14 protein-coding genes are annotated in these 17,900 nt (G+C 74.0%); all 14 read right to left on the reverse strand.

What is annotated here, in order from left to right; genetic code table 11:
- Positions 1 to 3 precede the first annotated feature (3 nt).
- Entirely contained in the window at positions 4 to 858 is an 855-nt protein-coding gene (locus tag ABZ135_RS06860; RefSeq protein ID WP_356692554.1) for a TatD family hydrolase, read from the reverse strand.
- On the reverse strand, positions 858 to 1,403 hold the full coding sequence (locus tag ABZ135_RS06865; protein WP_356692556.1) for an EboA domain-containing protein: 546 nt from the start codon (positions 1,401 to 1,403) through the stop codon (positions 858 to 860). The genes ABZ135_RS06860 and ABZ135_RS06865 overlap by 1 nt, the downstream gene beginning before the upstream one ends.
- Positions 1,397 to 2,482 (reverse strand): sugar phosphate isomerase/epimerase family protein, encoded by a 1,086-nt coding sequence (locus ABZ135_RS06870; protein ID WP_356692558.1) that lies wholly within the window; start codon positions 2,480 to 2,482, stop codon positions 1,397 to 1,399. Before ABZ135_RS06870 ends, ABZ135_RS06865 begins: the two co-directional genes overlap by 7 nt.
- Positions 2,479 to 3,534, reverse strand: coding sequence for an SCO3242 family prenyltransferase (locus ABZ135_RS06875; RefSeq protein WP_356692560.1), 1,056 nt, complete (start codon positions 3,532 to 3,534; stop codon positions 2,479 to 2,481). The genes ABZ135_RS06870 and ABZ135_RS06875 overlap by 4 nt, the downstream gene beginning before the upstream one ends.
- Entirely contained in the window at positions 3,531 to 4,649 is a 1,119-nt protein-coding gene (locus ABZ135_RS06880; RefSeq protein WP_356692562.1) for an inositol-3-phosphate synthase, read from the reverse strand. Before ABZ135_RS06880 ends, ABZ135_RS06875 begins: the two co-directional genes overlap by 4 nt.
- A 131-nt stretch (positions 4,650 to 4,780) precedes the next feature.
- Entirely contained in the window at positions 4,781 to 8,491 is a 3,711-nt protein-coding gene (locus tag ABZ135_RS06885) for a ThuA domain-containing protein (protein WP_356692564.1), read from the reverse strand.
- 255 nt (positions 8,492 to 8,746) lie between these two features.
- The gene (locus ABZ135_RS06890; protein ID WP_356692566.1) at positions 8,747 to 9,751 is read right to left on the reverse strand and encodes a sugar phosphate isomerase/epimerase family protein; all 1,005 of its coding nucleotides are present in this window, start codon (positions 9,749 to 9,751) and stop codon (positions 8,747 to 8,749) included.
- 1 nt (position 9,752) lies between these two features.
- Positions 9,753 to 10,973, reverse strand: a complete 1,221-nt coding sequence (locus ABZ135_RS06895) for a Gfo/Idh/MocA family oxidoreductase (protein ID WP_356692568.1) — start codon at positions 10,971 to 10,973, stop codon at positions 9,753 to 9,755.
- Positions 10,974 to 11,036: 63 nt separating this feature from the next.
- Positions 11,037 to 12,098, reverse strand: coding sequence for a substrate-binding domain-containing protein (locus tag ABZ135_RS06900; RefSeq protein WP_356692570.1), 1,062 nt, complete (start codon positions 12,096 to 12,098; stop codon positions 11,037 to 11,039).
- Positions 12,099 to 12,142: 44 nt separating this feature from the next.
- A complete protein-coding gene (locus tag ABZ135_RS06905; RefSeq protein ID WP_356692572.1) occupies positions 12,143 to 13,141 on the reverse strand; it encodes an ABC transporter permease in 999 nt (332 codons plus the stop codon).
- The gene (locus ABZ135_RS06910) at positions 13,138 to 14,688 is read right to left on the reverse strand and encodes a sugar ABC transporter ATP-binding protein (protein WP_356692574.1); all 1,551 of its coding nucleotides are present in this window, start codon (positions 14,686 to 14,688) and stop codon (positions 13,138 to 13,140) included. The genes ABZ135_RS06905 and ABZ135_RS06910 overlap by 4 nt, the downstream gene beginning before the upstream one ends.
- Before the next feature lie 262 nt (positions 14,689 to 14,950).
- A complete protein-coding gene (locus ABZ135_RS06915) occupies positions 14,951 to 16,132 on the reverse strand; it encodes an ROK family transcriptional regulator (RefSeq protein ID WP_356692576.1) in 1,182 nt (393 codons plus the stop codon).
- Between the two features lie 184 nt (positions 16,133 to 16,316).
- Positions 16,317 to 17,021, reverse strand: a complete 705-nt coding sequence (locus tag ABZ135_RS06920) for a class F sortase (protein ID WP_356692578.1) — start codon at positions 17,019 to 17,021, stop codon at positions 16,317 to 16,319.
- 153 nt (positions 17,022 to 17,174) lie between these two features.
- Positions 17,175 to 17,846 (reverse strand): hypothetical protein, encoded by a 672-nt coding sequence (locus tag ABZ135_RS06925; RefSeq protein WP_356692579.1) that lies wholly within the window; start codon positions 17,844 to 17,846, stop codon positions 17,175 to 17,177.
- Between the last annotated feature and the right edge of the window lie 54 nt (positions 17,847 to 17,900).

Genomic DNA, 17,900 nt, shown 5'->3' on the forward strand with positions numbered 1-17,900 from the left:
CTCTCATTCCCCGCCGCGCAGGATGGAGTTGCCTTCGTGGAGGCCGCCGGTTCCGGCGGCCGGCGGGTCGAGCCGGAGGCGGCCGCTGAGGCCGTAGAAGGCGACGGGGTTGCGCCACAGGACCTGGTCGACCTCGTCCTCGGTGAAACCGGCGGCGAGCATGGCGTCGCCGACCTTGCGGGTCTTCAGGGGGTCGCTGTGGCCCCAGTCGGCGGCCGAGTTGACGAGGACGCGCTCGGTTCCGTGCGCCTTCAGGACGGCGACCGTGCGGGCCTCGTCCATCTTGGTGTCGGGGTAGACGGAGAAGCCGAGCCAGGCACCGCTGTCGGCGGCCTCCTTGACGGTGGTCTCGTTGAGGTGGTCGAGGAGGACCCGGCCGGGGTCGAGGGCGGACTCCTTGACGACGTCGAGGGTGCGGCGCAGTCCGGCGAGCTTGTCGCGGTGCGGGGTGTGGACGAGGGCGGGCAGGCCGTGGTCGGCGGCGAGCTGGAGCTGGGCGGCGAGGGCGTGGTCCTCGGCGGGGGTCAGGGAGTCGTAGCCGATCTCGCCGACGGCGACGACGTGGTCCTTGGCGAGATAGCGGGGCAGGGCGTCGAGGACGGGGACGCAGCGGGGGTCGCCGGCCTCCTTGGGGTTGAGGGCGAGGGCGCAGTGGTGGGCGATGCCGTACTGGGCGGCGCGGAAGGGCTCCCAGCCGAGGAGCGAGTCGAAGTAGTCGAGGAAGGAGGCGGGCGAGGTGCGGGGCTGGCCGAGCCAGAAGGAGGGTTCGACGACGGCGCGGACCCCGGCGTCGTACATGGCCCGGTAGTCGTCCGTGGTGCGCGAGGTCATGTGGATGTGGGGGTCGAAGATGCGCATCAGGACTCCTCGGTGAGGGCGAGCACGCGGGGCAGGTCGGCGGGGACGGGCCGGCCGGCGGCGGTGCGTTCGGCGGCGTAGTCGCGGAGCATCCGGGCGAGTTCGGCGTCTCCGGCGGCGCGGCGGTCGAGTCCGGCGACGGCGTCGACGGGGACGGCGGTGAACAGGCATTTGAGGACGGCGTGCCGCCACAGGTGCGCGGGGAGGTGGCGGGCGGCGTAGGGGCCGAGGGCGGCGGCGAGGAGGGTGGTGTCGTGGGTGCGCAGGGCGTCCTCGACGAGCGGGAGGGCCTCGGGGCCGGTGACGAGGGAGGGGAGGGCGAGGAGGACGGCGCGGCGTTCGGCGGAGCTGCCCTGCCGGTAGAGGCGGGTCAGGGTGGCGGGGTCGGCGCGGGCCGCGGTCAGCAGGCGGAGCCGGGCGGTGTCGGCCTGGTCGTGGCCGCAGTGGCGGCCGGCGGCGGCGAAGTGCGCCTCCCAGGCGGGGAGGCGGGCGGTGGCGTCGCCGATGGCGGCGGTGAGCCAGGCGCGGGCGGGTTCGGTCAGCACGCGGCGGCCTCCTCGCGCAGGAGGGAGCTGAGGAAGTGGTGGGAGGCGCGGGCGAGTTCGGGCCCGGCGTGGGAGTGGCGGGGCAGTTCGACGACGGTGAGGCCCGGGTAGCCGGCGGCGGTCAGTTCGGTGAGGGCGGCGAGGAGGGGAGGGAAGTCGATCTCGCCGTCGCCGAACGGGAGGTGTTCGTGGACGCCGCGCCGCATGTCCTCGATCTGGAGGTGGTGGATCCAGGGTGCGGCGGCGCGCAGGCAGTCGGCCGGCGGCAGGGGTTCCAGGCAGTGGCAGTGGCCGAGGTCCAGGGTGAGGCCGAGGAGGTCGGGGTCGGGGCTGCCGAGGAGGCCGCGGAGGTGGTGGAAGTCGTCGAGGGTGGCGAGGAGGTGTCCGGGTTCGGGTTCGACGGCGAGCGGGACGCGGGCGGCGGCGGCCGCGTCCAGGAGCGGGGTGAGGGCGTCGGCGAGGCGCTTCCAGGCGGTGGGGGTGTCGGTGCCCTCGGGGGTGGTGCCGCTGAAGCAGTGGACGGCGTGGGCGCCGAGGTCCTCGGCGACGCGGAGCGCGGTGCGCAGGAGCCGGGTGCGGGCGGCGCGGGCGTCCGGGTCCGGGTCGAGGAGGGAGGGGCCGTGCTTGCGGCGCGGGTCGAGGACATAGCGGGCGCCCGTCTCGACGGTGACGGTGAGCCCGAGCGCGTCCAGCCGGCGGGCGATCCGCGCGGTGCGGGCGGGCAGGTCGGCGGCGAGCGGATCGAGGTGCATGTGGTCGAGGGTCAGCCCGACCCCGTCGTAGCCGAGGTCCGCGAGGAGGGCGAGGGCGTCGTCGAGCCGGAGGTCTGTGAGGCCGTTGGTGCCGTAGCCGAGCCGGGGCCGGACGGGGTCCGGGGCGCGGGTCGGGAGGTCCGGGGTGCCGCTTGGGAGGGCCGGGGTGCGGGTCGGGAGGTCCCGGGTGCGGCTTGACAGGGCCGGGGTGCCGGTCGAGTTGGCCGGGGTGCGGGTCGACTCGATGGGAGTGCGGGTCGGCTGGGGCGCGGTGCCGGTCGGCTGGGCCGGGTGGGTCGAATGGGTCGAGTGGGTCGGGTGGGTCATGTGGGGCTCACCTTCCGGGCGAGGGCGCGGGCGAGCGGGCCGAGGGCGAGGACGGCGAGCGCGGTCGCCGGGGCGCCGGAGCGGGCCGCGAGGGCGGCCTGGAGCGGGATGAGGGCGCGGATCCCGGCGCCGACGGCCCGTCGGGTGAGGGGTGGCGAGGGGTTGAGGACGGCGTGGAGGAGGGAGGTGGCGGGGGTGCGGGCGTAGTCGGCCGCCAGCACCGTGGCGAGCGGTGCTCCCCCACCGGCCGCCGCGGCCACGGCGGTGGTGACGGTCAGCGCCGCGGCGGGGGCGGTCGCCGAGCCGCCGTGGGCCTCGTGCCGCGAGACGGCGGTGACGGCGTAGGTGTGGGCTCCGAGCAGCCCGGCGGACAGCGCGGCCCGCCGGACGCCGGCGGTCGGGCGGGACCACCATGGCACGGCGGTCGCACGGGCTGCCCGGCCGGACGCCGGCGCCGTGGCAGTGGCGGGCGCCGTGGCTGTGGCCGTGGCTGTGGCCGTGGCGCCGAGGAGGAGGTCGAGGGCGCGGGCGGCGCCCATCGCGGCGGGGCCGAGGAAGGTGTGCTTGAGGTGGAGGTCGTAGGACCAGACGGTGGCCGCGAGGGCGGCGGCCACGGCGAGCGGCGGCCGTCCCGCGCGGGCCGCGAGGGCGAGTCCGGCGGTGGTCAGCGCGGCGGAGGCGGCGAGGGCGGCGGCGGGGTGGACGCGGCCCGAGGGGAGCGGACGGTGCGGGCGGTCGAGGGCGTCCTCCTCGCGGTCGGCCCAGTCGTTGAGGGCCATCCCCGCCTCGTACAGGCAGAGGGACGCACCGATCGCGAGCAGCGTCCCCCGGTTCGGCCGCACACCGCGCGCCGCGGCTCCGGCCAGCGCGTCCCCGGGCACGGTGGCCAGGGCCGACACCCGGAACAGCTCCGCCCAGGCCGCGGCCCGGTCCCGCCACGCCCCGGTCGCGGCCACCCCGGCCGGAGCCCCCTCCGCACCGCGTACGGCGGCCCGCGCGCCCGCCCCGACCCCCGGGGGCTTCCCCGCCGCCGTCCGCCCCTTCCCGCTCATCGTCCGTCCTCCCCCAGGCGATCGGCGAAGGCCAGCAGGCGGGTGTACTGGTCGGAGAGGGCGGCGGGCGGGGTGCCGTCGGGGTCCTTGAAGTAGAAGGCGAGGTCCTCCAGGGGGCCGGTCAGGCCGCGGGCGTGGGCGCGGGCGGTGAGGCGGGCCAGGTCGAGGACGAGGGGGGCGGCGAGGGCGGAGTCGCAGCCCTGCCAGATGGTCTGGAGGATCATGCGGGAGCCGAGGAAGCCGTCGAAGGCGATGTGGTCCCAGGCGGTCTTCCACTCCCCGAGCGCCGGGACGTCGTCGATGTGGACCTGTCCCTCGACGCCGGGGCCGAGGACCTCGTCGAGGACCCGTTCCTTGCCGGCGTTCTTGGCCGCGGCGGCGGCCGGGTCGGCGAGGGCGGCGCCGTCGCCGCCGCCGAGGAGGTTGCTGCCGGACCAGGCGCGTACGGCCAGGGCCCGCCGCTGGAACATCGGGGCGAGCACCGAGCGGAGCAGGGTCTGTCCGGTCTTGCCGTCCTGGCCCGCGTACGGCAGTCCGGATGCGGCCAGGGCCTCCGCCAGGCCGGGGTGACGCAGTCCGGTGGAGGGCGTGAAGTTGACGTACGGGCAGCCGGCCCGCAGCGCGGCCGCGGCGTAGAGCGAGCTCGGTGGGAGCCCGACGCCCCCCGACGCCGGCTCCGTGGAAGCTACATTGACCACGACGACCCGCTCCAGGTCCAGTCCAATGCGGAAGTCCGTCAGGTCCGCGGCGAAGGCGGAGATCAGCTCCTCGTCGTCGCGGGTGTCGCCCGGCAGCGGGCCGCCGGGGCGGATCCGGGCGTCGGCGGCGGCGAGTTCCCCGGCGATCGCCGGGGCGAGACCGGGCGGCAGGACCCCGGCGACGGTCAGTTGCTCGGCGCGTCTGGGCAGCGGACAGCTCGCCGTGTCGTGGCCGCCGAAGACGAGGGAGGGCAGCGGAGGCAGGTGGGCGGACGCGAAGGCCGCCGACTCCGTCACCATGCCGGTCGGCGGGTGCAGTCCGGCGGTGACGGCGGCCCAGCCGGCGACCACCGTGGTGGCGACGGAGCCTCTCGCCCCGATCAACCAGACTCCTGTGCGCGCATGGGTGCTCGTCACGCCTGCCTCCTCGGGACCGATGGGCGGGAAGGGGAACGGAAAACGGGAAGAGTGGGGGAACGGAAAGGGAGAGGGTGGCGGCGGGCGGGGGGTACGGCGCCTCCCCGCCCGCCGCCGGCCGGTGGGAGCCGCTAGGGGGCGAGCTCCTTGATCCGGATGTTCCGGAAGGACACCTGGTCCTCGGCCCCGTGGTTCTGGAGGCCGATGTGGCCGTCGGCGAGGCTGCGGGCCGGGTCGGTGTTGGTGAAGTCGTTGATCTTCACGCCGTTGAGGAAGACCTGGAGGCGTTCGCCCTTGACCCGGATCTCGTAGCTGTTCCACTGGCCGGGCGGCCGCAGGACCTGGTCGCGTGCCTGGAGGTCGGCGGACTTGAAGCCGTAGACGGCGCCGGTGGTGCGGTCGGGGGCGTCGGTGGCGTCGATCTGGATCTCGTAGCCGTTGTGCACGGCCGACCAGGGGTCGTCGGAGGCGGGGAAGCCCACGAAGATCCCGGAGTTGTCGTCGCCCTCGGCCTTCCAGTCCAGGGTGAGGGAGTAGGACCGGAACTCCTTGGCCTGGTACCAGAGCAGGCCCATGCCGCCGGTGGAGCGCAGTTCGCCGTCGACGACGTCGAAGCCGCCGGGGCCGGCCTGCTTCCAGCCGTCCCTGGTCTCGCCGTTGAAGAGCGAGCGGTAGCCGGTCTGGGGCCGGCAGTCGGCCGCGACCTGGCCGGTGGCGTAGCGCAGCCCGCCGAGCAGGTGCTGCCGGAAGGCGGGTTCGGCGTAGGACTCCTTGGTGTGGCCGCCGCCGGTGTAGAAGGAGCGGCCGCCGCCGTAGGACTGGCACCAGGCGATGGGGTGGTCGCCGTTCATGGTGCCGCCGCTGTAGCTGGTCTCGTCGAGGGTGGCGAGGATCCGGGCCTGGCCGCGCGGGTTGGTGCGGTAGTTGTACCACTCGTCGGTGCGCTGCCAGGTGCCGTCGAGGTGGGCGGTGGCGGGGTGGGCGTGGTCCTCGACGCGGACGGTGGCGGGCTGGATGTGCGGGTGGGAGTGGAAGTGGGCGCCGACGAGGCCGCCGTAGAACTCCCAGTCGTATTCGGTGTCGGCGGCGGCGTGGACGCCCATGTAGCCGCCGCCGTTGGCCACGTAGTTCTCGAAGGCGGTCTGCTGGCCGGCGTCGAGGACGTCGCCGGTGGTGGAGAGGAAGACGACGGCGTCGTAGCGGGCGAGGTTGGCGGTGGTGAACTGGCGCGGCTCCTCGGTGGCGTCGACGACGATGTCGCTGCCCGCGCCGAGCTCCTTGAGGGCGGTGATGCCGGCCGGGATGGAGTCGTGACGGAAGCCGGCGGTGCGGGAGAAGACGAGGACGCGCTTGGTGGTGCGGTCGACGGGAGCGTTCGAGAGGGTGAAGTCGTCGAGGTCGTAGAGGGCGCCGGCGCCGCCCTTGAAGACCAGGAAGAGTTCGGTGGTGCGGCGCGGTACGTTGCGCAGCGGCACGTCGACGTCCTGGAAGGTCTCCCAGCCGCCGGTGACGGGGACGGCCGCGGAGCCGAGGAGGGTGCCGGTGGGCGATCCGGTGCGGACCTCCAGGAAGCCTCCGACGCCGCCGGAGGAGACACGGGCGGTCAGCCTGGTCGACCCGGCGAGGTGGTAGGGCGTGAAGGAGATCCAGTCGCCGTCGTGGATGTCGCCGACGGTCCGGCCGCCGTGCGCCTGCGTCTTGTCGTACGTGCGGATGCCGGCGTGGCCGTCGAAGTGCTCGGCCTGGCGGTGCCGGGGCTGGAGCTTGGCCTGGTCGTGGCCGGTGAGGGCGGCCTGGCCGCCGCCTCCGCCGTCGGTGTACTCGGCGTTGAAGACACCGAAGATGTTGGCGTCGTCGTCGTGGCCGCCGTCGGCGTCGGTCCTGATGGTGCCGGTGCAGCCGTGGGCGGTGGTGACGGGGTGGCCGTGGCTGTCGTGGCCGAGCACATAGGTGACCTTGACCTTGGCGCAGTCGATGGGTCCGGCGGCGCCGTCCTCGGGGTCGGTGACGGTCACCTTGAACGGCACTTCGTCACCGAAGCTGAACAGGGCTCCGTCGGCGGGGAGTTCGAGGGTGACCTTGGGGGCGGTGTTGCCGACCACGACACGGACGGACGCGGATCCGGTGCGGCCGGAGGGGTCCTTGGCGGTGACGGTCGCGGTGTAGGTGCCGTTCTTGCGGTACGTGTAGGTGGGGTTGGCGCCGGTCGAGGTGCCGCCGTCGCCGAAGTCCCAGGTGTAGGTGAGGGTGTCGCCGTCGGCGTCGGTGGTTCCGGCGGAGGAGAAGGCGACTCTGAGGGGCGCGACACCGGAGGTCCTGTTCGCGCTCGCCTCGGCGACCGGGGAGCGGCCGTCGGTGGCGTTCTCGATGCGGTAGAGGCCGGAGTTGTGGTCGCCGCCGAACCAGGCGGTGCCGTAGTCGAGGACGTAGAGCGCGCCGTCGGGTCCGAAGGACATGTCCATCACCTGGGTGCCGGTCCACGGCACGGGGTTGATGGACTGGACGGCGCCGTCGGCGCCGTGCTCGATGCGCTTGATCCAGCGCCGTCCGAACTCGCCCGCGAAGAAGTCGCCGTCGTATGCCTCGGGGAACTTCACGGGGGAGGTGGAGGCGGGGTCGTAGCGGTAGACGGGACCGCCCATGGGGGATTCGGAGCCGCTGCCGAACTCGGGGACCGATCCGCCGTTGTACGGGATCCAGGCGGGCTCGGCGGGCGGCAGGTCGACGAGGCCGGTGTTGTACGGCGAGTCGTTCTTCGGGGCGGCGCAGTCGAAGGCGGCGCCGGAGGTCTTCGTGGCGAAGTCGTAGTCGACGTAGGCGTCGTTGTTCCCGGTGCAGAAGGGCCAGCCGTAGTTGCCGGGCTTGGTGACCCGGGCGAATTCGACCTGCCCGGCGGGGCCGCGCAGTGGGTCGGCGGCTCCGGCGTCGGGGCCGTAGTCGCCGACGTAGACGACGCCGGTGGCCTTGTCGACGCTGAAGCGGAAGGGGTTGCGGAAGCCCATGGCGTAGATCTCGGGCCGGGTGCGGTCCGTGCCGGGGGCGAAGAGGTTGCCGGCGGGGACGGTGTAGGAGCCGTCCTCGGCGACCTTGATGCGCAGGATCTTGCCGCGCAGGTCGTTGGTGTTGCCGGAGGTGCGGCGGGCGTCGTAGGCGGGGTTGCGGCCGGGGCGTTCGTCGATGGGGGTGAAGCCGTCGGAGGCGAAGGGGTTGGAGTCGTCGCCGGTCGACAGGTAGAGGTTGCCCTGGGCGTCGAAGTCGATGTCGCCGCCGACGTGGCAGCAGATGCCTCGGGTGGCGGGGATGTCGATGACCTTCTTCTCGCTGGCGTTGTCCAGGGTGAAGTCGGCGTTGAGGGTGAAGCGGGAGAGCCGGTTGACGCCGTCGAACTTCGCGAAGTCGGCGGGGGTGCCCTCGTTGGGGGCGTCTCCTGCGGGGGTGGTCAGCGGCGGTGCGTAGTAGAGGTAGATCGCCCGGTTGCGGGCGAAGTCGGGGTCCAGACCGATGCCTTGGAGTCCCTCCTCGTCGTGGGTGTAGACCGGGACACGGCCGACGACGGTGGTGTTGCCGGCGGCGTCGGTACGGCGCAGCTCGCCGTTGCGGGAGGTGTGCAGGACGCTGCGGTCGGGCAGCACGGCCAGCGACATGGGTTCGCCGACCTCGGCGGCGCCCTTGGCGAGGGTGACCTGCTGGAACTGCTCCTCGGCGGCGGCCGTGGTGGTGGAGGCCGTGGTGGAGGCCGGATCGGCCGCCAGGGCCTGGGGGGCGCCGAGGGCGAGCAGGCCGACGGTGAGGAGGGCGAGGGCCTTCCGGGCTCGCCTGGCTCGGAGTCGTTGTCTGTGCACGGATGTCCTCCGGAGTAGGGCCGGGTGTGCGGGTGTCCGGGGACCGGCGTGCGCCGTCACGCTGGTCGAGTCGTCCCGTTACGCGAGATAGGTCATGTACACATCAGGGACCGTAGCGGGCTTCGTCCATGACGGAAAGCCCTTGTGCGGGAGGAGAGTCGGACTTTCTCCCGCGAGAGGACAAAGCCGCTCGCGGGCAGCCCGGTCCGGCCCGGCGGCGGACTCGCCTCCGGGCGTGGACCTGTGCGTTTCAGCTCAGTCGCCGCCTCCGAACGCGGCGTCGAAGGATGCCGCGGGAGGGTCGAAGTCGAAGCGCTTGAGATGGGAAAGCGCTTCCGGCGCTCCGGTCAGTCGGTCCATGCCGGCGTCCTCCCACTCCACCGAGATCGGCCCCCCGTAGCCGATCGAGCGGAGCATCCGGAACACGTCCTCCCACGGCACGTCCCCGTGCCCGGCGGAGACGAAGTCCCAGCCGCGCCGCGGATCGCCCCAGGGCAGATGCGAGCCGAGCCGGCCGTTGCGGCCGTCGAGCCGTCTGCGCGCCTCCTTGCAGTCCACGTGGTAGATCCGGTCGCGGAAGTCCCACAGGAAGCCCACCGGGTCCAGGTCCTGCCACACGAAGTGGCTGGGGTCGAAGTTGAGCCCGAAGGCGGGCCGGCGGCCGACCGCCTCCAGGGCCCGCTGGGTCGTCCAGTAGTCGTAGGCGATCTCGCTCGGGTGGACCTCGTGCGCGAAGCGCACGCCCTCGGCGTCGAAGACGTCGAGGATCGGGTTCCAGCGCTCCGCGAAGTCCTCGAAACCCCGCTCGACCATCCGCTCCGGCACCGGCGGGAACATCGCCACCAGGTGCCAGATCGACGAGCCGGTGAACCCGACGACGGTGTCGACCCCGAGGGCCGCGGCCGCCCGCGCGGTGTCGGCCAGCTCCCGCGCCGCCCGCCGCCGTACGCCCTCGGCGTCGCCGTCGCCCCAGATCCGGGCCGGAACGATCGCCTGATGGCGCTCGTCGATCGGATGGTCGCAGACGGCCTGACCCACCAGGTGGTTGGAGATCGCCCAGCACTTCAGCCCGTACTTCTCCAGCAGGGCGCGCCTGCCGTCGACGTACGCGGGGTCGGCGAGGGCCTTGTCGACCTCGAAGTGGTCGCCCCAGCAGGCGAGTTCGAGACCGTCGTAGCCGAATTCGCGGGCCAGCCGGCAGACCTCCTCCAGCGGCAGGTCGGCCCACTGGCCGGTGAAGAGGGTGAAGGGACGGGGCATCTCACGGCCTCCTGGGGACGAGCGGACGAGGGGACCCGAGCGGTACGGCGGTGTAGACGGCGTTGTTCCGCGCGCTCTCCTCCACCGCGGCCAGCACCCGCTGCACCTGCAGCCCGTCGGCGAAGGACGGCGCCGGGGCGGTCCCGGACGCGATGGCGAGCACCAGGTCGCGGGCCTGGTGGACGAAGGTGTGCTCGTAGCCGAGCGCGTGCCCGGGGGGCCACCAGCCCTCCAGGTACGGGTGGTCGGGCTCGGTCACGAGGATGCGGCGGAAGCCGGCCGAGGCGGCGGGTTCGGTGTGGTCGTGGAAGGACAGCTCGTTGAGCCGCTCCAGGTCGAAGGCGAGCGAGCCCTTCTCCCCGTTGATCTCCAGGCGCAGGGCGTTCTTGCGGCCGGCCGCCATCCGGGTCGCCTCGAAGGAGGCCAGCGCCCCCGAGGCGAGCCGCCCGGTGAACAGGGCCGCGTCGTCGACCGTGACCGGCCCGTACGTGGCCGGGCCCGCTCCCGACGAGCGCCCGGCCGAGAGCCCGGCCGCGGCCCCGGTGAGCAGCGGCCGCTCCCGTACGAAGGTCTCGGTGAGCGCCGACACGCCCACCAGCGGCTCCCCCGCGAGGTGTTGGGCGAGGTCCACGGCGTGCGCGCCGAGGTCTCCCAGCGCCCCCGACCCGGCGTGCTCCCGCTCCAGGCGCCAGGTCAGCGGGAAGCCGGGGTCGACCAGCCAGTCCTGGAGGTAGGTGACGCGGACGTGCCGCAGCGCACCGAGCCGGCCGTCGGCGATCAGCCGCCGGGCGAAGGAAAGGGCGGGCACCCGGCGGTAGTTGAAGCCGACCATGGCGATCTGGCCCCGGCCGGCGGCGGCCTCGGCGGCGGCGGTCATCTGCTCCGCCTCGGCGACCGAGTTGGCGAGGGGTTTCTCGCACAGGACGTGCTTGCCGGCCTCCAGGGCGGCGACCGCGATCTCCGCGTGGCTGTCGCCGGGGGTGCAGACGTCGACCAACTGGACGTCGTCGCGGGCGACGAGGGCGCGCCAGTCGGTCTCCGCCGCGGCCCAGCCGTGCCGGTCGGCGGCCGCCCGGACCGCGGCGGCGTCCCGGCCCGCGACGGCGGCGAGCACCGGCCGCAGCGGCAGGTCGAACACGCGGCCCGCGGTGCGCCAGCCCTGTGAGTGGGCGGCGCCCATGAAGGCGTAGCCGACCATGCCGACGCCGAGCGTCTCTTCCATGTGGTTCCTCCCGTTTCGTGGTGCGGCCGCCGGTCACCGGCCCTTCGCTCCGTGCGCCGTCGGTCAGTTGAAGCCGGTCGGCAGGTACTCGTCGACGTTCTCCTTGGTGACGACGGCGGAGTAGAGGGTGATCGAGGCGGGGATCTCCAGCTCCGCCATGCCGCCGACGCCCTTCTTCTGGCCGAGGGCGCGGGCCAGGTCGATCGCGGAGGCGGCCATGGTGGGCGGGTAGAGGACGGTGGCCTTGAGCACGCCGTCGTCCGCCTTGATGGCGTCCATGGCGGACCGGGCGCCGGCGCCGCCGACCATGAGGAAGTCCTTGCGGCCGGCCTGGGCGATGGCCCTGAGCGCGCCCACGCCCTGGTCGTCGTCGTGGTTCCACAGCGCGTCGAAGCTCGGCTGTGCCTGGAGGAGCTGGGCCATCTTGGCCTGGCCGGACTCGACGGTGAAGTCGGCGGCCTGGCGGGCCACCTTGGTGATGTTGGGGTAGTTCTTCAGGGCGTCGTCGAAGCCCTGGGTGCGCTGTTTGGTGAGCTCCAGGCTGTCCATGCCGGCGAGTTCGACGACCTTGGCGTTCGGCTTGTCCTTGAGTTTCTCGCCGATGTAGCGGCCGGCGTTGAGGCCCATGCCGTAGTTGTCGCCGCCGATCCAGCAGCGGTATGCCTGTGGGGAGGCGAAGATCCGGTCGAGGTTGATGACGGGGATGCCCGCCTTCATGGCCTGGAGGCCGACCTGGGTGAGGGCCTTGCCGTCGGCGGGGAGGATGACGAGGACGTCGACCTTCTTGTTGATGAGGGTCTGGATCTGGCCGATCTGGGTGGCGGTGTCGTTGGAGCCCTCGGTGATCTCCAGGGTGACGTCCGCGTACTTCCCGGCGCGGTTCTTGGCGTTCTGGTTGATGGCGTTGAGCCAGCCGTGGTCGGCCTGGGGGCCGGCGAAGCCGATGGTGACGGGGGTGCCGGGCTTGTCGTCGGCGACGGGGGCGCCGGAGGCGGCCGGGGCCTGGCTCTTGGGTTCGTTGCTGGTGCAGGCGGTGAGCAGGGCGCCGGCGGAGACGGCGGCGCCGCCGAGGAGGAGGGATCTGCGGCTGGTCGCGGTGCTGGTCGCGGTGCGGGATGCGGGCATGGCGGATCGACCCTTCGGGCGTGGCGAACGGGGACGGGCGGGGGTCAGGCGTCGGCGTCGCGGGCGGTGCGGCGCTGGACCAGGACGGCGGCGACGATGATCGCGCCCTTGGCGATCTGCTGGACGTCGCTCTGGAGGTTGTTGAGGGCGAAGATGTTGGTGATCGTGGTGAAGACGAGGACGCCGAGGACGGAGCCGACGATGGTGCCGCGGCCGCCGCTGAGGAGGGTGCCGCCGATGATGGCGGCGGCGATGGCGTCGAGTTCGTACAGGTTGCCGTTGGTGTTCTGTCCGGAGCCGGACAGGACGATCAGCAGGAAGGCGGCGATGCCGCAGCACAGGCCGGAGAGCAGATAGAGGTAGAGGCGCTGGCGGCGGACGTCGATGCCGGCGAGGCGGGCGGCCTCGGCGTTGCCGCCGACGGCGACGGTGCGGCGGCCGAAGGTGGTCCGGTTGAGGATCAGCCATCCGGCGACGGTGACCGCGGCGAAGACGAGGACGAGCGGCGGGATGCCGAGGACGTACGCGTCGGGGACGCCGAGGTCGAGCACGGACTGCACGGTGACGATCTGGGTGCGGCCGTCGGTGATCTGGAGGGCGAGGCCGCGGGCCGAGGCGAGCATGGCCAGGGTCGCGATGAACGGCACCATCCGCCCGTACGCGACGAGCAGTCCGTTGACGAGACCGCAGGCCAGCCCGACGACCACGGCGGTGAAGAGGATGCCCGCGAAGCCGTACTCCTGGGTGGCGACGGTGGTGGCCCACACCGAGGCGAGGGCGACGATCGCGCCCACGGAGAGGTCGATGCCGCCGCTGGTGATGACGAAGGTCATGCCGACGGTGACGACGCCGATCACGGACGCCTGGGTGAGGACGAGTTGGAGGTTGGAGGTGGCCAGGAACTCCGAGGGCCGGGTGAGGCCGCCGACCACGACCAGCGCGGCGAGCACGCCCAGCAGGGACAGGTTGCGCAGGTCGGGTGTGAGGCCGAGTGGGCGCCGGCCGTGCTCCCGCACGGGGGACTTGGCGGTGGACAGGCTCATGCCGCGGGGCTCCCTTCCATCACGAGGTCGAGTACGCGGTGTTCGTCGAGGTCGCGGGCGGGTGCGGTGTGCACGACCCGGCCCTCGCGCAGGACCAGGACACGGTCGGCCAGGCCGAGGACCTCGGGGACCTCGCTGGAGACGAGGAGCACCGCGAGCCCTTCGTCGGCGAGGCGGCGGATCACGGCGTACAGCTCGGCGCGGGCGCCGACGTCCACGCCGCGGGTCGGCTCGTCGAGCAGCAGCACGCGGCAGCCGCGCAGCAGCCAGCGGGCGAGGACGGCCTTCTGCTGGTTGCCGCCGGACAGGGTGCGGACGCGGGCCTCGGGCTGGTCGGGGCGCAGCGACAGGGAGCGGGTGGCGGCGCGGGCCGCGGTGCGTTCGGCCGCGCGGTCGATCCACCCGGCGCGGGAGAAGCGGGCGAGGGAGGACACGGAGACGTTGCGGGTGACGGACTCCAGCAGGAGCAGGGCCTGCGCCTTGCGTTCCTCGGGGGCGAGGCCGAGTCCGGCGCGGACGGCGGCGCGGACGCTGCCGGGGCGCAGGGGCCGCCCGTCGACGAGGACCCGGCCGGCGGTGGCCCGGCGGGCGCCGTAGACCGTCTCCAGGATCTCGGAGCGTCCCGAGCCGACGAGTCCGGCGAGGCCGACGATCTCCCCGGGCCGCACCTCCAGGTCGAGCGGGGCGAACTCGCCCGCGCGGGTGAGCCGTTCGACCGTGAGGACGGGCGGGCCGGAGGGTGGCTCGGCGGGCCGGTCGGGGAAGACGTACGGGACGTCCCGGCCGGTCATCAGGGCGACGATCTCGCGGGTGGGGGTGGTGGCGGCGGGCAGGCCGCCGGCGACGGCCCGGCCGTCCTTGAGGACGGTGACCCGGTCGCCGATCCTGCGGATCTCCTCCAGGCGGTGGGAGATGTAGACGACGGCGACCCCGTCGGCGGTGAGGGATTCGACGATACGGAAGAGGTTGGCGACCTCGTCGGGGTCGAGCGCGGCGGACGGCTCGTCCATCACGATGAGGCGTACGTCGTGGGACAGCGCCCTGGCCATGGAGACGATCTGCCGCTGGGCGGCGGAGAGTTCGCCGACGAGGCGGGCGGGGTCGATCTCGGGGTGGCCGAGCCGGGCGAGCAGCGCGGCGGCGGTGGCGCGGGCGTGGCGGGTGCGGACGACGAAGCCGGCGGCGGTGGGCTCGTGCCCGAGGTGGACGTTCTCGGCGACGGAGAGCCCTTCGACGAGGTCGAGCTCCTGGTAGATGGTGGCGATGCCGAGCCGCACGGCGGCGCTGGGCGAGCGGAGGCGGACCGGTTCGCCGCACCAGGTGATGGCACCTCCGTCGGGCTGGTGCGCGCCGGCGAGGACCTTGATGAGCGTGGACTTCCCGGCGCCGTTCTGGCCGAGGAGGCAGTGCACCTCGCCGGGGCGCACCTCCAGGTCGACGCCGTCGAGGGCGCGGACGCCGGGGAAGGACTTGGTGATGCCGGACATGGTGAGCAGGGGCGGGGGTGAGGTCGGGGGCGAGGTCGGCGGGGGCGGTTCCTGAGGCATGGCGGGGATCCCCTCGGCGGGTGCGGGCGGGCGCCTGGGCGAGTGGGCGGTGCGGGGCGGGGCGGGGCAGCGGGGCGGGTGAGGCGCGCGGGGGTATGGGGGTTGCGGGGGTACGGGGGTACGGAGCGGTGGGTGGGGCGGCGGCGAGGTGCGGGGCGTGGCGGTGCGGTGGCAGGGGGTGGCGCGGGGCCGGCCCCGCGACCGGCGGGCCGGTGGGTGGTGGGGGCGCACCCGTTCCCGGGTGGCCGTCCACCGCCCCTTGTTACGCCGGCGAGAAGACGTGGTCGCTGATCAGGCGGGCCGCGCCGATGACGCCGGCGGTGTGGCCCAGCTCGCCGAGGACGATGGGGAGGTTGCCGGTGGCCAGCGGGAGGGACCGGCGGTAGACCTGGGTGCGGACACTGGCGAGGAGCTGGTGACCGAGGCCGGTGACGCCGCCTCCGATCACCACCAGACCGGGGTTGAAGAAGCTGACGAGTCCGGCGATGACCTGCCCGACCCGGTTGCCGCCCTCGCGGATGAGGGCGAGCGAGGTGGCGTCGCCGGCGGCCGCGGCCGCCGCGACGTCCACGGCGGTGAGCCGGCCGGCCGCCGCGAGGCGGGCGGCGAGCTCGTCCGACCGGCCGCCGCGCGCCGCCTCCTCGGCGTCGCGGGCGAGGGCGGCGCCGCTGAAGTGGGCTTCCAGGCAGCCGGTGTTGCCGCAGGCGCAGGGGCGGCCGCCGGGGTCGACCTGGATGTGGCCGATGTCGCCGGCGCTGCCGGTCGTACCGCGGTAGACGGATCCGCCGACGACGATGCCGCAGCCGATGCCGGTGCCGATCTTGACGCAGAGGAAGTCACCGACGGAACGGGCGACACCGGCGTGCTGCTCCCCCATGGCCATGAGGTTCACGTCGTTGTCGACCATGACCGGGCAGCCGAGTTCCTGGCTGAGCGCCTCCCGGACCGGGAAGCCGTCCCAGCCGGGCATGATCGGCGGGGCGACCGGGACGCCCTCGGGGAAGCGGACGGGCCCGGGGACGCCGATCCCGGCGCCGTCGAAGCCTTCGGCGAGGCCGGAGGCGCGCAGCTTCGCCGCCATCGCCAGGGCCTGTTCGAAGATCGCGACGGGGCCCTCGCGGACGTCCATCGGGTGGTTGAGGTGCCCGAGCACCTCCAACTCGGCGTTGGTGACGGCGACGTCGATGGAGGTGGCGCCGATGTCGATGCCGAGGAAGCGGAGTTCGGGCGCGAGCCGGATGTTGTGCGAGCGGCGTCCGCCGCGCGAGGCGGCGAGGCCGTCCGCGACGACGAGACCGGTGTCGAGCAGCCGGTCGACCTCGACGGCGAGCTTGGAGCGCGAGAGGTCGATCTGATCGCCCAACTGCGCGCGGGAGTTGGGTCCTCCGTCGCGCAACAGCCGGAGGAGTCGCGCCTGGTGGGCGTTGGCAGGTCGTGCCGTCATGCGTCTCACGCGCCCCTCCCCTTGGCCGATGCGCTGCCGTTTCGCTGCCGTCCTGTCGGGCTTTCGAGGGGAACGTAGCAGCGGTGTCCCGGGGTGGGAAGAAGTTGCGCGGGAATCGGTCCCGACTTTTTCCCGGGTGAGGACAAAGGTGGGGGATCGTGCGGCAAAGAGAGCGGCGCGGGGTTCAGCGCACCTCGGTCAGACGGGCGGAGACCACGAGGTTGCTCTCGTAGCCCCCGCCCGGCGCGTACGGGCCGCCGCAGGTGATCAGCCGGAGTTCCGGGGCGCCGGTGGAGCCGTAGATCCGCTCGGAGGGGAAGTCGTCCAGCGGGACGACCTCGATGCCGTACACGGTGAACACCGCCGTCCGTCCGTCGGCACGGGCGACCTCGACGCGCTGCCCCCGGACGACCGCGCCGAGGTCGTAGAAGACGGCCGGCCCGCCCGCCGGGGTGTCGACATGGCCGACGACGACGGCGGTGCCGCGCTCGCCCGGCGTGACGGAGGCGGTGAACCAGCCGGCTGGGCCCGGCTCGGACGGACGCGGCTCGGATGGGCCCCGCTCCGACGGGCTCGGCTCGGGTGGGGGCGGGGCTTCGATCCAGCCGTCGCCGTCCAGGCCCACCCGGGTCACGGAGGCGTCGATCCTGACGGCGGGCACGCGGACCCGGAGGGGCGGCGACGCGGGCAGCGGATCGGGTGCGGCTCCGGTGCCGGCGGCGCCCCGGCCGGGGGCCGCGACGGCGGCCGGCTGCGGCGGGCCCTCGGCCGGCCACTCCCCCGCCCCGCCGCGTACGAGGTGCACGCCGACCAGGAGGACGACGGCGACGAGCCCCCACGCGCCGGGCCGTCCCGGTCGGCCGCCCGTCGGTCCGCTCGCGCCCCACACGTCCGTCCCGCCCTCTCCTCGTGATGCCGTCTCGCGGTGCCGTCTCGTCGTACCGTCTCATCGCGCCGACCTGCCGTGCCGACGTGCCGTGCCTTCTTCTCGTGTGGCGCTCCTCCGCCCCGGACCTCGTCACACCGGGGCGGAGGAGCCGTCTCAGGTCCCGGCGCCCCGGCGGCGGACCAGCACCACGGCGGCGCCGAGCGCGCCGGCGATGAGCGCGGTGCCGGTGACCACCTCGGCGGTGCCGGCCTCCTCGTCGGAGCCGGTGCCGAAGCCCGCCTTCACGCCCTTCGGGGCGACGGTGGGGTGCGGGGTGGGGTGCGGGGTGGGATGCCCCGTCGGGTGACCGGTCGGATGGCCGGTCGGGTGGCCGGTCGGGTGGCCGCCGCCCGCGATGGTGAGGGTGGTGGTGCCGCGCTCGCCCTTGCAGTCGAAGGTGACCTCGTACTGCGCGCCGACCTTGGCGTCGGCGTCGACGGTGGCGGTGCCCGGGCGGCCCTCGGTCAGGGTGACCGGGTCGAAGACACCGGACTCGACGGTCACGGTGGGCACCTCGCAGCCGTCGGACTTCAGCGTGACGGTGCCACCGGGGGCGACGGTCGAGGGCGTGACCGAGAAGCCGAAGGAGGTGATGCCGTGCCCGGTGCCCTCCTCCGGGAAGCCGCCTTCGTCTCCTTCCGCGGGGAGACCGGCGTCCGAGGCGGGCAGGCCGCCGTCGTCCGGGCCGACCTCGTCGGCCACCGCCGCGGGCCCGGACAGCATGAGGGCGACGGCAGCGAGGGGGCCGAGCAGGACCGCCGGGGCGGCGGCGCGTATCGCGCGCATGGGGGTCCTCCAGATCACGCGAGTGCGGACGGGCGGAGGGCCTCCGCAGAGGAG

Source organism: Streptomyces sp. NPDC006339 (assembly GCF_040612775.1).
Classification (GTDB): Bacteria; Actinomycetota; Actinomycetes; order Streptomycetales; family Streptomycetaceae; genus Streptomyces.

Bases quoted from the DNA above. Each gene is read 5' to 3' on its own strand.
- ABZ135_RS06860 (WP_356692554.1), bottom strand. From the start codon at position 858: ATGCGCATCTTCGACCCCCACATCCACATGACCTCGCGCACCACGGAC.
- ABZ135_RS06870 (WP_356692558.1), bottom strand. From the start codon at position 2,482: ATGACCCACCCGACCCACTCGACCCATTCGACCCACCCGGCCCAGCCG.
- ABZ135_RS06875 (WP_356692560.1), bottom strand. From the start codon at position 3,534: ATGAGCGGGAAGGGGCGGACGGCGGCGGGGAAGCCCCCGGGGGTCGGG.
- ABZ135_RS06890 (WP_356692566.1), bottom strand. From the start codon at position 9,751: ATGCCCCGTCCCTTCACCCTCTTCACCGGCCAGTGGGCCGACCTGCCG.
- ABZ135_RS06895 (WP_356692568.1), bottom strand. From the start codon at position 10,973: ATGGAAGAGACGCTCGGCGTCGGCATGGTCGGCTACGCCTTCATGGGC.
- ABZ135_RS06900 (WP_356692570.1), bottom strand. From the start codon at position 12,098: ATGCCCGCATCCCGCACCGCGACCAGCACCGCGACCAGCCGCAGATCC.
- ABZ135_RS06905 (WP_356692572.1), bottom strand. From the start codon at position 13,141: ATGAGCCTGTCCACCGCCAAGTCCCCCGTGCGGGAGCACGGCCGGCGC.
- ABZ135_RS06910 (WP_356692574.1), bottom strand. From the start codon at position 14,688: ATGCCTCAGGAACCGCCCCCGCCGACCTCGCCCCCGACCTCACCCCCG.
- ABZ135_RS06915 (WP_356692576.1), bottom strand. From the start codon at position 16,132: ATGACGGCACGACCTGCCAACGCCCACCAGGCGCGACTCCTCCGGCTG.
- ABZ135_RS06925 (WP_356692579.1), bottom strand. From the start codon at position 17,846: ATGCGCGCGATACGCGCCGCCGCCCCGGCGGTCCTGCTCGGCCCCCTC.